Below are 13,084 nucleotides of genomic sequence, written 5' to 3'. Positions count from 1 at the left end.
CCGCGGGGGCTCGGCGTGGGCCGGGGCGGAACTTGGCTAGCTTCCGGCGGCCGCCGTCTGCGGCGACGTCACCGGGGCGTCCCAGTCGATGAGGTAGCGCTGCTCGGGACCCAGCGTCTTCTCCGGGTTGAGGAACGTCTTCATCATGATGGGCATCATCAGCTTCATCATCGCCTTGGCGAACGAGCCCATCGTCTTGCTGTTGTTGGTCTTGTTGCCGCGGTCGATGACCTTCTCGACCCTTTCGCGCCGCAGCCCCTCGTAGGCGGTGAAGGCGCTCTGCGGGTCGGGGAGGTCGCGCAGGCAGCGGGCGAGCTGCACGGCGCTCTCGATGGCCTGCGAGGCGCCCTGGCCCGAGCTGGAGGACGGCGCGTGCGCGGAGTCTCCGACCAGCACCATCCGCCCCCGGTGCCAGGTCGGCACCTTCGGCATGTTCTCCAGCGAGCCCAGAACGACCAGGTCGCCGGCCTCGGTGTGGGCGAGGATGTCGCTGCACGGCTTGTCGTCGGCGTACAGCTCGCGCAGCCGCGCGAGCCAGTCGGCCTTGGACGTCTTGCGCGCCTCCGCCGACGACAGCGGCCGGTCGTTGGGCAGGTTCGCGAACCAGGCGGTGCGGTCGTCGGGCTGCACCCAGTAGCCGAAGAAGCCGCGCTTGCCGAAGACGAAGTACGACGACTCGCGGTCGGACGGGACGGCGATGTCGGCGGCCGCGCCGAAGTTCAGCAGCCGGGTCGTGGAGGGCTCCGGCGCCTTCGGGTCGATCAGCCTGCGGACGGTCGACCTGATGCCGTCGGCGCCGACGAGCACGTCCGCGGTCGCGGTGGTGCCGTCGTCGAACCGGGCGGTGACGGCGTCCGGCGACTCCTCGACGTCGACGAGCCGCTTGCCGTACTCGACCCGGATGCCCTGCGCCTCGGCGGTCTCGTGCAGGACGCGGCACAGCGTGTCCCGCCACAGCCCGCGGCTCGGCGGCAGGCCCTCCAGCCCGGGGAACTCGCCGATCTTCTCGCCGAACCCGTCGTACATCTGCCCGCGGTTCAGCGGCTGGCCGATGCCGAGCGCGGCCTCGTACGCACCGATGATCTTGAGGGCGTTGAGCCCGTTCGGCGCGATCGTGAGCGTGACGCCGACGCCCTCGGCGGTGCTCGCGTACGCCTCGTACACGGTCGCCTCGATGCCGGCCTTCCTGAGCGCCATCGCGGTGGCCGGCCCGGCGATCCCTCCGCCGATGACCAGTGCCGTCCTTGCTGCAGTCATGTTCGGCTCCCAAACAGTTCTTTCCATGTGCGGATGTAGTCCGGGTGCTCCATCGCCTCGATCAGCTCGGCCACGAAACGGCACTCGGCGTCCAGCATCGTGACCCGGTACTGCTCCTCCACCAGGAACACCCACGTGACGCCCTCGGCGGCGGCCGCGTCCATCCGGCCGCGGATCTCGCCGATCTCGGTGGTCAGGGCGGTCAGCCGCCTGGTGAGCAGCCCGGCGGTCTCGTCCGGGGACAGGACGCTCAGCAGCGACAGCGCGACCCCGAAGTGCGGGTACTCGTGGCGCGGCTGCGCGACCAGCTCGCTGAGCCAGTCGTGGAGTTCGGCGCGTCCCTCCCCGGTGAGCGCGTAGACGGTGCGTTCCGGGCGCTGGGTGTCGCGGACGGTCTCCTGCTCGACGATGAAGCCGGCCTTGACCAGCTGCTTCACCACCATGTAGAGGGAGCCCCGGTTGTAGTTGATGCTGCGGTCCTGCTCGGTCTCCTTCAGCCGCCGGCCGAGCTCGTACGGGTGCATCGGCTCCAGCATCAGCCAGGCGAGCACGGCCAGGGCCAGCGGATTCCCCACCTTGCGCCGTCTCTCCATCGAAGCCTCCTCACCTCTAGCCAGCTCTAATTATCCAACCATGAATAGTCAATGTCAACTATGAAGCCGCGGCGCATTCGGGGCGCCCGCCCCCCGGACATGCCAAAGGCCCCCGACCTGCATGGCCGGGGGCCTTGACCAGGGGAATCAGCTGTTCACCAGGTGACGGGGACCTCGCTGAAGCCCTCCATGAACCCGCCGAGCCCGCGCGGCAGCTCCGCCGCCGGGACGGCCAGGCGGACGTCCGGGAACCTGCGCAGCAGCGTCTCCGTCGCCACCTGGAGCTCCATCCGGGCCAGCGCCGCACCCACGCAGTAGTGGATGCCCGCCCCGAAGGTCATGTGGTGGTTCTCCTTGCGCCGGATGTCGATCGTGAACGGGTCCTTGAACACCCGCTCGTCGGTGTTGGCGCCCTCCTCCGACAGCAGGACGCTGGTCCCCTCCTTGATCACCGAGCCGTCGGACAGCTCGATGTCGGTCAGCGCGTACCGCAGCGTGCCGATCGACGACCCCATGATCTGCGTGCGCAGCAACTCCTCCACCGCCGACTCGACCAGCGACGGATCCGCCTTCACCTGCTCGAACAGGTCCCGCCGGTGCAGCAGGACCGCCGTCCCGGTGCCGATCTGGCTGGCCGTGGTGACATAGCCGGCGATGAGCAGGCTCTGCGTCCAGTGGTGCAGCTCGTAGTCCGACAGGCGGTTGTCGTCCTCGTCGCGGATCTTGATCAGGCTGCCGATGAGGTCGTCGCCGGGGTCGGCCCGCTTTGCGACGATCAGGTCCGCCAGGTACGACCACAGGCCCTTGCGGCACTCCTCGACCTCCTCCGGCGGCAGCTTGCTCACCGAGAGGAAGCCGTCCACCAGCCCGCGGAACTTGTCGCGGTCCTCCGGCGGCACGCCCAGCAGCTTGCAGATCACCAGGATCGGCAGCGGGAAGGCCAGCGCCTCGTTCAGGTCCGCCGGCTTCGGCCCGGCCTCCATCGCGTCCAGCAGCTCGTCGGTGACCGACTGCGCGAACGGGCGCAGCCGCTCGATCCGGCGCGCGGTGAACGCCCGGGTGACCAGCCCGCGCATCGCGGTGTGGTGCGGCGGGTCGCCGTCGATCTTGGGGTCGACGAACAGGTCGTTGTCCTTGGACACCCGCGCCATGCCCGGACGGGCGATGTTCTTGCTCAGCCGGGGATCGGCGAACAGGCTCCGGACGTCCTTGTAGCGCGTCACCATCACCGCGGTGTCGCCGCTCGGGAGCCGCACGTCGACCTGGGCCGTCTCGTGCAGGCCGCGCAACCGTCCGGGGACCTCCATCACCGGGGTCCATTCGAAGGGATAGGGAATCGGGGTGCTCGAACTCATCTGGTCGGCGACCTTTCTCGTCGGCTGTCCGTGACCGTTGCCGTGACCGGCCGGTCCCGCCCGTTCACACCGGCCAGGACGGTCGTCGCAGGCAGCATTCGGCGAACGCCCATTCGTAACGGACGCTGATGGAGAACTGCTCGATGATCAGTTGGCGCTGCCGGGCCGAGCAGCCGTCGCCGGCCCGGTCGACCATGTCCAGGAACGCCTGGACGGCGTACCCGTAGGACTCGCCCGGGTGGTAGACCTCGATCCACGGCGCGTACCGCGAACCGGGCTCGACGCCGCTCTTCAGCCCGTCGGAGACCTCGGCGTTGAACCACACCATGGGGAGCAGCGCGCCGAGGCCGTCATGGAACGACCGTGCGCTCGCGGCCGCGAAGAACGAAGCGTGCGCGTGGGTCGCCGGGTCGGCCGGAGCCTGCTCCCCGAGCTTCGGCAGACCCAGGTCGCCCGCCAGGCCCGTGTAGGCCTCGCGCAGCCGGCCGGCGGCCTCCAGCGTCCCGACGACCGACTGGCCGAGCAGGCACGCGTCGAGATCGTCCGGCGCCAGCGCGGCGCACCGGGCCAGCGCCCGCGCGTAGGCGGGCAGCAGGTGCCCGGTGTCCTGCTGGACGAAATGGGCCAGCGACTCGCCCGGCAGGGAACCGTCCCGGAGACCGGACCAGAACGGATGGTCGTGGACCTTCCGCAGTACCGGGTCCCGGATCTCCCTGAGTTCGTCGTGAAGCATCCGTCTCCTCCATCGCAAGGCACGGCTCGGGCTCCGACGCGGACGCTACGGACCGGCGCTCGAAATCCCCTGGAAGACGTCCGGCGGTCCTTTGGAACGCGTCCCGAGCGGCCTTCGAGCCCGCCGATGGACATTGCCCGCATGGATCTCGGATTGACGGACAGGCGGGTGCTCATCACCGGCGGCACCCGGGGCATCGGACGGGCGACCGCGCACGCGTTCGCCGCCGAGGGCGCACGTGTCGCCCTCACCTTCCACAGCTCCGACACGGCCGCGAAGGATCTCGCGGAGGAGCTGGGCGGCGGCGGGCGGGCGCTCGCCCTGCGCTGCGACCTCGCCGACCCCGGCTCCATCCGGCGGACGGTCCGGGACGTCGAGGACGCCTGGGGCGGCGTCGACGTCGTCGTGGCCAACGCGCAGACCTGGGTGTGGGTCGATCCCGAGAACGTCCCGCCGTACCAGGAACAGCCCATGGACCACTGGCTCGGCCTCTTCCGGGAGAACGTCGAGGGCCATATGTGGACGGTGCGTGAGGCCCTCGGCGGCATGCGGGAGCGCGGCTGGGGACGGATCGCCCTGCTGTCGTCCGTCACCGCGCACTACGGCAACCCCGGCTCGGAGTTCTACAGCGCGGCCAAGGCCGCCCTGCACGGGTTCGCGCGATCCCTGATGTGGACCCGCGACGGCGTCCTGGCCAACGTGGTGGCGCCCGGGGCCACGCTGACCGAGAGCCTGGACGCGGTGGACCCCGTCCTCCTGGAGAAGGCGACGGAGGAGACCCCGAGCGGCCGCCTCAGCACGGCGGACGACGTCGCGCGCCTGATCGTCTTCCTCTGCTCCGAGGCGAACGGCAACGTCAACGGCGAGGTCGTCCACACCGCCGGCGGCCGCTGACTAGCGGCGCCACTCCACGAGTTCCTCGTTGGGCCTGCGCGTCGCCGCACCCGGCGGGACGGGGGTCTGCACGGTGTCGTCGAGGTGGCCGACGGTGATGATGCCCGCGAGGGACACGTCGTCGGGGAGACCGACCACGTCGGCCAGGGACTGCAGCTCGTCGGTGTAGACGGAGCTGACCATTCCGGTGGCCAGGCCCTCGTTCAGGGCGGCCAGTTGCAGGAGCATGAACAGGGCGCCGCAGTCGAACCACCAGAACGGGACCGGCCAGGGGATCTCGGAGTAGCCCTCCCGGATGTCCCCGGCCGCGTTGTAGCGCTCGTGGTAGGAGTTCTCGCGCGTGCACACGTAGAGGTGGACGGGCGCCGAGGCGATCCAACGCGGGAACCCGAGTTCCACGTAGCGGGCCTCCGCGATGTCGGCGGCCGCCTGGCGCAGCTTCGGGTCGGTGACGACCACGACCCGGTGCCCCTGGCTGAACCCCGCGCTGGGCGCGCGGCGCAGGCCCTCCAGGATCCGCAGGATCGCCTCGTCGGAAACGGGCTCGTCGGTGTAGCTGCGCTCCATCCGGCGCCGGCGCAGGACGTCAGAGAAATCCATGACGATCTCCTCTTCTCAGATGGCGCTGTCAGATGGCCAGTTCGACGCCGTAGGTTTCGAGCCAGGTGTTGAACTCCAGCGCCATCTCGATGTTCATCCTGCTCACCCACTCGTGGGCGATGCTCGACGGCTCGTCGATCGTGCGGCGCATGGCGGCCGTGTCCAGGAACGGCAGCGCGGGCGACGAGGGGTCGGTGAGCACGTCCCGCAGCTCCTCGTGGAGCATCGCCGCGTAGGCGGGGTCCTGGGTGACGGGCCACGGGCTCTTGGTCCGCTTCAGCACCGACTCCGGTACCAGGTCGGAGACGGCCGCGCGCAGGATGCTCTTCTCCCGGCCGTCGAACGTCTTGAACGCCCACGGCGTGTTGTACATGTACTCGACGAGCCGGTGGTCCGCGTACGGCACCCGCAGCTCCAGGCCGTGCGCCATGGAGAGCCGGTCGCCGCGGTCGAGCAGCATCGGCAGCCACCAGGTGAGGGTGGTGTAGGCGACGTCGCGCATCCGGCGTTCCTCGTCGCTCTCGTCTTCCTGGTGCGGCGCTTCGGCCACCGCGTCGTGGAAGTGGTCGGCGTAGTAGACGCCGAGTTCCAGCTTGTCCATGAGGCCGCTGTCGAACAGGCCGCGGCCCTGGCCTTTGGGGGAGCCCGGCTGCCGCGGCTCGTTCGCCGTCCATGGGAACGTCCCCGCGCCCAGCAGTTCGGGGTCGTGCATCCAGTTGTAGCCGCCGAAGATCTCGTCGGCGACCTCGCCCGCGAGCGCGACCGTGGAATGCGTCTTGATCCTGCGCGAGGTGAGGTAGTTCGACGTGTCCATGTCGCCGAGCGTCGTCGGCATGTCCTGCGCCAGCAGCACCTGCCGGCGCGTCTCCCGGTCCATCAGGTCCCGGGTGCCCAGCACGATCGGGACGTGGTCGGTGCCGAGATGCCGCGACACCTCCGCCGCGTACGGCTCGTCGGGCGAGAAGCGGACGTCGTCCGGCTGGAACTTCTTGGCGTACTCGTCGAAGGTGGTCACGAACGTCCGGACGCGTTCGCCCTCAAGCTGCCAGCGCCATTTCGCCGCGATCGCGGTCAGGGCGCTGGAGTCCACGCCGCCCGACAGGGCCGTGCACAGCGGGACGTCCGCGACGAGCTCGCGGAGCACGATCTCCTCCAGCAGCGACCGGACATGCCGGACGGTCCCGTCGACGTCCTCGGTGTGCGGGCGCGCCTCCAGCCGCCAGTACGTCGTGTCGGTCACCCCGTCGCGTCCCACCGTCAGCAGATGGCCGGGACGCAGCTCCGCCATGTCGCGGAACACCGACTGCCCCGGCCGCTTGGCCGTGGCGAACAGCTCCCGCAGCCCGTCGACGTCGACGACCGGGCGGACCAGCCGGTTCGCGAGCAGCGCCTTCGGCTCGGAACCGAACAGGACGCCGTCCGGCCGCACCGAGTAGAACAGCGGCTTGACGCCCAGCCGGTCGCGGACCAGCACCAGTTCCTCGCGGCGCACGTCCCAGATGGCGAACGCGAAGATGCCCTCCAGCCGCTCGGCGAAGGCGGTGCCCCACTCCAGGTAGGCGCGGAGCACCACCTCGGTGTCGCTGCGGGTGCGGAACCGCTGCCCGCGCGCCTCCAGCTCGCTGCGCAGCTGCTTGAAGTTGTAGACCTCGCCGTTGTAGACGATCACGGCGAGGGGACGGCCGTCCTCCTCGACGGTCAGCGGCTGCGCGCCGCCGGCCAGGTCGATGACGGACGTCCGGGTGTGCCCGAGGGCGGCGTGCCCCCTGATCCACACGCCCCGCGCGTCCACGCCCCGCTTGGCCAGCGTCTCGGTCATGGCGCGCAGGGTCGGTGCCTCCCCGGCGAGATCACGCCCGAAGTCCACCCAGCCGACGATGCCGCACATCCACGTCTCCCTCTCAGTTGTTCCGGCCGCGGGCCCGCAGCGGGCCCGCCCGATGTGGATCTATTCGATGTGGATCGACCGGGTCGGGCAGCCGCGCGCCGCCGTCCGGACCGCCTGGTGCAGGTCGTCCGGCGGGTCCGCGTCCAGGAGTTCGACGGTGCCGTCCTCGTCCTGGTCGAAGACCTCGGGGACGCGGTAGACGCACAGGCTCGCCACCGCGCACGTCTCCTTGGTCACGCTCACACGCACCGCACATCACCGTCCCGGATCTTCACCGCCGCGTGGGTCCTGCTGGAACTGTGCGGGGCGGAGGTCGCGCGACGCTCGAAGATCGGTACAGCACCGGGCCGGGGCGCCGGGGCGTCTCGACCGAGGCTCCACCCCGGTGCGGCACGGTCACCGGAACGTGTCGGCGACGGAAGGACGTCCGGTGACTGTGCGCACGGCCCCAGACATCGGTTCTGTGCAGGGGATACTCCGCCTCGGCAACGCCTATTGCGAGGCGCAGGCGCTGCTGACGGCGGTGGAGCTCGGCCTCTTCACCGCGTTGCACAAGGCGCCCGGCACCGAGCGGGACGTCCGCGACCGCCTGGCCCTCGACGGGCGCGGCCTGCGCGACCTCCTGGCGCTGCTGGCCGGGCTCGGCCTGCTGGAGGAGGAGGGCGGCCGGTACCGCAACTCCGAGGGCGCCGACCGTCACCTGGTGAGCGGCATGCCCGGGTACGTCGGCGGGTCCCTGCTGGGCGCCAAGGCGAACCTGTACCCGCTGTGGAACGGGCTGACCGAGACGCTGCGCACCGGCAGGCCGCAGGCGGAGGCGGACGGCTTCGACGCGATGCTCGGCGACCCCGCGGAGCTGCGACGCTACGTCCGGATGATGGAGGGCGCGCTGCGTCCGCTCGTCCCGGAGCTGCTGAAGGCGGTCGACTGGCCGGCGCACCGGTCCGTCCTGGACGTCGGCGGCTGCGCGGGCGACCTGGTGGGACGTCTCGTCGCCGATCACCCGGCGCTGACCGGGCACGTGTTCGACCTCCCCCAGATGAAGGCCCCGTTCGACGAGCGGATGGCGGCGCTGGGGCTGTCCGGCAGGACGGTCTTCCACGCCGGCGACTTCTTCCGCGACCCGCTCCCCCGCGCGGACGTGCTGGTCTTCGGGCACGTCCTGCACAACTGGTCGCCGGGACGGCGGGAGATCCTGATGCGCAAGGCGTTCGAGGCCGTCAATCCCGGCGGCGTGCTGCTCGTCCACGACCGGATGCTCACCGAGGGCGGCGCGGGCGGCGGCGCGGACGTGGACGGCCTGGTCGCGAGCCTCATCATGGCCCTGGTCACCGAGGAGGGGTCGGAGTACGGCGTCGGCGAGCTGACCGCGCTGGCGGAGGCGGCCGGGTTCGCGTCGACGTCCTGCCGGCCGCTCGCCGAGAACGAGACGCTGGTGCTCTGCCGCAAGAGCTGAGCACCGGCCCCACCGCGCGGGCCGGGTCAGCCGCGGCGGAAGACGGCCACGGCCAGTCCCGCGAAGACGACCATGATGACGGCGCACCAGGCCAGGGCCCGCGGCACGAAGTAGCCGGCGTCGTGCCCGAGCACGTGCACGGCATGGTCCCCGAGCGTCAGGGCCCGGACGGCGTCGGCCATCCAGGTCATCGGCTGGTTCTCGGCGAACGCGCGGAGCCAGCCCGGCATGGTGTCGACGGGCACGTACGCGCTCGACCCGAACGTCACCGGGAAGACCAGCAGGGACAGGCCCTGCGCGGCCTGCCCGTTGCGGGCCAGCAGGCCCAGCGTGATGAAGACCCAGCTGAACGCGAGCCCGAACACCAGGCACAGCCCGAACGCCGCCAGCGCCGCCAGGGCCGTCCCGTGCGGGCGGAAACCGATCCCGAACCCGACGAGGGCCGCGATCGCGAGGCTCCACGCGAGCACGGCGGTGTCGGCGAGGACCCGCCCGGTCAGCACCGCCGCGGACGGCGACGGCAGCGAGCGCAGCCGGTCCACGAACCCGGTGTGCAGGTCCTCGGCCATCACGACGGCGGTCCCGATGAGCGTGAACGGCACCCCGGCGGCGATGAAGCCGGGGACGGCGAAGTCGACGTAGTCCAGGCCCTTGTAGGTGCCGAACGCCCCGCCGAACACGTAGCGGAACGTCACCAGGAACCCCACCAGCTGCACCGTCCCGACGATGACGAGCTGGGGCGTGCGCAGGAAGGTCAGCACGGCCCGTTTCGCGACGAGGAACGTGCCCATCGGCAGGCCGGCACCCCGGCCCCCGGCGGTCGCGCTGACGGTCATGGTCGTCTCCTCAGACATCGGTGGAGGTTTCGGCGGGTGCTTCGGCGGGGGACGCCTTTCCGGTCAGCGCGAGGAACACCTCGTCGAGGCTCGGCCCGCGCACCCCGATGTCCGCGACCGTCACGCCGGCCGCCTCCGCCGCGCGCAATCCGTCGACCAGCGCGTGGACGGTCCCGGCGTCGCCGACGCCCGCGCTGACCCGCCGCACCGCCGCGTCGATCTGCGGTTCGTGGCCCGCCCGTGCGAGCACCGCGGCGACCGCCGCCAGGTCGGCCTCGTCGCGCACGTGGACCTCCAGCACGTTGCCGCCCACCCGGCGTTTCAGCTCGGCGGGCGACCCCGCCGCCACCGCGCGGCCATGGTCGATGATCACGATGTGCCCGGCGAGCCGCTCGGCCTCGTCCAGGTACTGGGTGGTGAGCAGCACGTCGGTGCCGCGCTCGACGAGCCCGTCGATGGCGTCCCACAGGTCCAGCCGCGCCCGCGGGTCGAGGCCGGTCGTCGGTTCGTCGAGAAGCAGCAGCCGGGGCGCGCTCACCATGCTGGCGCCGAGGTCCAGCTTGCGCCGCATCCCGCCCGAATACGTCCGGACGAGCCGGCCCGCGACGTCCGTCAGGCCGAAGCTCTCCAGGACGGCCGTCGCGGCGGCCCTGGCCGCGCGGGCGGACTGCCCGTACAGGCGGGCGACCAGCTCCAGGTTCTCGCGGCCGGTCATGGCGGGCTCCACCGACGCGAACTGCCCGGCGAGCCCGATGGCGCGGCGCACCGCCCGCGGGTCGCGGCGCACGTCGTGCCCGGCGACCCGCAGCACGCCCGCGTCCGGCTTCACCAGCGTCGCCACGGACCGGACGAACGTCGTCTTCCCCGCTCCGTTCGGCCCGAGGACCGCCACGACCTGGCGGGGCATGACGTCGAGGTCGAGCCCGTCCAACGCCGTCGTCCTGCCGAAACGCTTCACCAGGCCGCGCGCCTCGATGGTCGGTTCGCTCCCGGTCGGTTCGCTCCCGGTCGGTTCGCTCTCGGTCGGTCCGGTCACCGCCGCCTCCCTCCGCACACCCGGGGGCAGTCGATCACCGCGGGCTTGAGCGGCACTGGAGCCGACGGCGAGCGGCCGGTGGTCCGGTGGGACGATGCGCGTCATCTTCGCCACCTGGGCGTGGCCGTCACATCTGTACGCAATGGTTCCGCTCGCGTGGGCCTGCCGGGCCGCGGGGCACGAGGTGCTGGTCGCGAGCGAGCCGCAACTGACCGGGACGATCCTGCGCACCGGGCTGCCCGCCGCGCCGGTCGGACGCGACGTCGACGCGGTCGCCGTCTTCCGCGACATCGTGCACCCGCCGGAGGGGCGGCCGGGCAAGGGCGGCGGCGGCCCGCGCGTGCTCGGGCTGCTGGCCGAGCTGGCCGAATCCATGACCGACGACCTCGTGAAGCTCGCCGAGGGCTGGCGCGCCGACCTGATCGTGTCCGAGCCCACGGCGTTCGCCGGGCCGCTGGCCGCCGCCGCGGTGGGCGTCCCGGCCGTCCGGCACCTGTACGGGGTGGACCTGCTGAGCGCCGCGGGCCGGTTCCTCCCGGACGTGCTCGCCCCGATGTGCGAGAAGCTCGGGCTGGACGGCGTCGAACCGTTCGGCGCCGCCACCGTGGACCCGTGCCCGGCCGGGCTGCAGGTCCCCACCGGGTCCCGGCGGCTGCCGATGCGCTACGTCCCGTTCAACGGTGCGGGGGCGCTCCCGCCGCCGACCCCGCGTCCCGCCGCCCGCCGCCCGCGCGTGTGCGTCACCTGGGGCACCACCTACAGCAGGCTCTACTCCCGGATGTTCCTCGCCGGGGACATCGTCCGGGCCATCGCCGATCTCCCGGTGGACGTGATCGTGGCGGTCGCCCCCGGGCAGCGCGACCTCCTCGGCGCGCTGCCGCCGGAGGCGCACGTCGTCGAGGGCGCGCCGCTGCACCTGCTGCTGCCGAGATGTGACGCCGTCATCGCGCAGGGCGGCGCCGGGACGATCCTCACCGCGCTGGACAACGGGCTGCCGCAGGTCCTCGTCCCGCGCCTGCCCGACCATGTGCGGCACGCGGCCCGGATCGCCGAGACGAACGCCGGCGTGGTGGTCCCCGCACCGGGCGTGGAGGCCGCCGCGATCCGCGACGGGCTCACCGCCGTCCTGGACGACCCCGCCCACCGGGACGCCGCCCGGTCGCTGCGGGACGAGATGCGCGACCAGCCGCCGCCCGCGCGGGTCGTCGCCGAACTCGCCCACATCGGCGTGGGCGCCACGGCGGACCGGTGACCACCGGGACTGCCGGGACCGCCGCATGACGTCCGCGTCGAGCCGTTCGCGAGCCGCCTTCGATCTCGCGTGGACAGGCTCGGTGCGGGCCGTCCCGGCCGTACGCAGACAACGGACACGAGCAGGCAACGGACACGACGGGAGCACACGGTGGGTTCCTCCCCGGAATTCGAGCACGAGTCCTTCGCGCGGCGGCACCGCGGAGGGATGCTGCTGGAAAGGCACGGCCTCGACCTCTATCCGCATCCCTTCCTGGGCTTCACCCTCTCCCCCGGCCACCGCTCCGACGTCATCAACATCGACGACGAGGGGTTCCGGCTGTCGGACTCCCCGTCGGGCACGGTCGACTGCGCCGGCTGGCTCGCCGCCGGCGGGGGCGGCATCGTGCTCGGCAACTCGGTGGCGCTCGGCCTCGGTGCGACCGCGGACCGCTTCACGCCCGCCTCGCACCTGGCGGACCTGACCGGGATCCGCTGGCTGAACCTCGGCCTGTGCGCCGCGATCTCGCTGCAGGAGGTCATCGCCGCCGCGCCGTTCCTGCACGCCGCGTCCGACGTCGCGATCATCGGCGGCGGCACCGACCTCGTCAACCAGTTCGGCTCGCTGACCCCGGACGGCGCCTACGGGACGATCTCCTACGAGCGGACGTTCGACGACCTCGTCCGCGTCCCGGTGTTCGACCTCGCCGCGCTCGCCGCCGGCAAACCCGTCCCCGACCTGGACGAACGGCGCCTCGCCCCGCGGGCCACCCGGACGTGGGACCTCGCCGAGGCGCAGGCCCGGATGGAGGACACCGCCCGCCGCAGGCTCCGCGACCTCGCGCTTCTCGCGCGGGCCGCCGCGCCGGGCACCCGGATCGTCCTGTGCCTGCAGCCCCTCGCCACCCCCCGCACCCGCGACCTCACGGCCGCGGAGCGGGAGCGCTTCGACTTCGACGCCCCCGTCTTCGGCATCCTGCACAGCACGTTGGAGAAGTGCTGGGACGCCTACGCCGGCCTCCTCGCGGAGGGCTGCGCCGAGCTGGGGGTGTCGTTCCTCAACATGTCCGCCGACCGGTTCGAGGGGGACGCCTTCGCCGACATCGTGCACCCGCACGACGACGGAAACCGGCAGGCGGCGCGGATGATCCAGCGGACGCTCGACGAAGCGCCCCTCCCCACCCTCTGAGCCCTCCCAACCTTGTG

At 72.0% G+C, this 13,084-nt stretch carries 13 protein-coding genes; 4 read left to right on the top strand and 9 right to left on the bottom strand.

What is annotated here, in order from left to right; genetic code table 11:
* Positions 1–36: 36 nt before the first annotated feature.
* The 4 genes from AB0C35_RS26705 to AB0C35_RS26690 form a co-directional block, all read right to left on the bottom strand.
* Positions 37–1,257 carry an FAD-dependent monooxygenase gene (locus AB0C35_RS26705; protein WP_358461080.1) on the bottom strand — a complete coding sequence of 407 codons (1,221 nt, stop codon included), beginning with the start codon at positions 1,255–1,257 and terminating at the stop codon, positions 37–39.
* Positions 1,254–1,850, bottom strand: coding sequence for a PadR family transcriptional regulator (locus AB0C35_RS26700; RefSeq protein ID WP_358461077.1), 597 nt, complete (start codon positions 1,848–1,850; stop codon positions 1,254–1,256). Before AB0C35_RS26700 ends, AB0C35_RS26705 begins: the two co-directional genes overlap by 4 nt.
* A gap of 155 nt (positions 1,851–2,005) precedes the next feature.
* Entirely contained in the window at positions 2,006–3,205 is a 1,200-nt protein-coding gene (locus AB0C35_RS26695) for a cytochrome P450 (RefSeq protein ID WP_358461074.1), read from the bottom strand.
* A gap of 64 nt (positions 3,206–3,269) precedes the next feature.
* Positions 3,270–3,938: a TenA family transcriptional regulator gene (locus AB0C35_RS26690; RefSeq protein ID WP_358461071.1), complete on the bottom strand. Its 669-nt coding sequence runs from the start codon at positions 3,936–3,938 to the stop codon at positions 3,270–3,272.
* Between the two features lie 141 nt (positions 3,939–4,079).
* On the opposite strand from AB0C35_RS26690, the gene AB0C35_RS26685 reads away from it, so the two are divergent.
* Positions 4,080–4,832, top strand: a complete 753-nt coding sequence (locus AB0C35_RS26685; RefSeq protein WP_358461069.1) for an SDR family oxidoreductase — start codon at positions 4,080–4,082, stop codon at positions 4,830–4,832.
* Here the strand turns inward: AB0C35_RS26685 and AB0C35_RS26680 are convergent, their stop codons facing one another.
* From AB0C35_RS26680 to AB0C35_RS26670, 3 genes are read right to left on the bottom strand one after another with little or no spacing between them, the layout of a single operon-like run.
* A complete protein-coding gene (locus AB0C35_RS26680) occupies positions 4,833–5,432 on the bottom strand; it encodes a nitroreductase family protein (RefSeq protein ID WP_358461066.1) in 600 nt (199 codons plus the stop codon).
* Positions 5,433–5,460: 28 nt separating this feature from the next.
* Positions 5,461–7,320 carry an asparagine synthase (glutamine-hydrolyzing) gene (asnB, locus tag AB0C35_RS26675; RefSeq protein WP_358461063.1) on the bottom strand — a complete coding sequence of 620 codons (1,860 nt, stop codon included), beginning with the start codon at positions 7,318–7,320 and terminating at the stop codon, positions 5,461–5,463.
* Between the two features lie 60 nt (positions 7,321–7,380).
* Positions 7,381–7,563: a ferredoxin gene (locus AB0C35_RS26670; protein ID WP_358461060.1), complete on the bottom strand. Its 183-nt coding sequence runs from the start codon at positions 7,561–7,563 to the stop codon at positions 7,381–7,383.
* A 187-nt stretch (positions 7,564–7,750) separates the two neighbouring features.
* On the opposite strand from AB0C35_RS26670, the gene AB0C35_RS26665 reads away from it, so the two are divergent.
* Positions 7,751–8,776, top strand: coding sequence for a methyltransferase (locus AB0C35_RS26665; RefSeq protein WP_358461058.1), 1,026 nt, complete (start codon positions 7,751–7,753; stop codon positions 8,774–8,776).
* A 26-nt stretch (positions 8,777–8,802) separates the two neighbouring features.
* Here AB0C35_RS26665 and AB0C35_RS26660 read toward each other — a convergent pair whose 3' ends face one another.
* Positions 8,803–9,612: an ABC transporter permease gene (locus AB0C35_RS26660; RefSeq protein ID WP_358461055.1), complete on the bottom strand. Its 810-nt coding sequence runs from the start codon at positions 9,610–9,612 to the stop codon at positions 8,803–8,805.
* Between the two features lie 10 nt (positions 9,613–9,622).
* The gene (locus AB0C35_RS26655; RefSeq protein WP_358461052.1) at positions 9,623–10,648 is read right to left on the bottom strand and encodes an ATP-binding cassette domain-containing protein; all 1,026 of its coding nucleotides are present in this window, start codon (positions 10,646–10,648) and stop codon (positions 9,623–9,625) included.
* Positions 10,649–10,742: 94 nt separating this feature from the next.
* Here AB0C35_RS26655 and AB0C35_RS26650 point away from each other — a divergent pair, with 94 nt between their 5' ends.
* Both AB0C35_RS26650 and AB0C35_RS26645 read left to right on the top strand, forming a co-directional pair.
* Complete coding sequence (locus AB0C35_RS26650) at positions 10,743–11,900, top strand: nucleotide disphospho-sugar-binding domain-containing protein (RefSeq protein ID WP_358461049.1); 1,158 nt, start codon at positions 10,743–10,745, stop codon at positions 11,898–11,900.
* A 150-nt stretch (positions 11,901–12,050) separates the two neighbouring features.
* Entirely contained in the window at positions 12,051–13,067 is a 1,017-nt protein-coding gene (locus AB0C35_RS26645) for a hypothetical protein (RefSeq protein ID WP_358461046.1), read from the top strand.
* Positions 13,068–13,084: the final 17 nt, after the last annotated feature.

This window comes from Spirillospora sp. NPDC048819, from assembly GCF_040650055.1.
Classification (GTDB): Bacteria; Actinomycetota; Actinomycetes; order Streptosporangiales; family Streptosporangiaceae; genus Spirillospora.
This window is presented reverse-complemented; position numbering and strand designations above follow the sequence as displayed.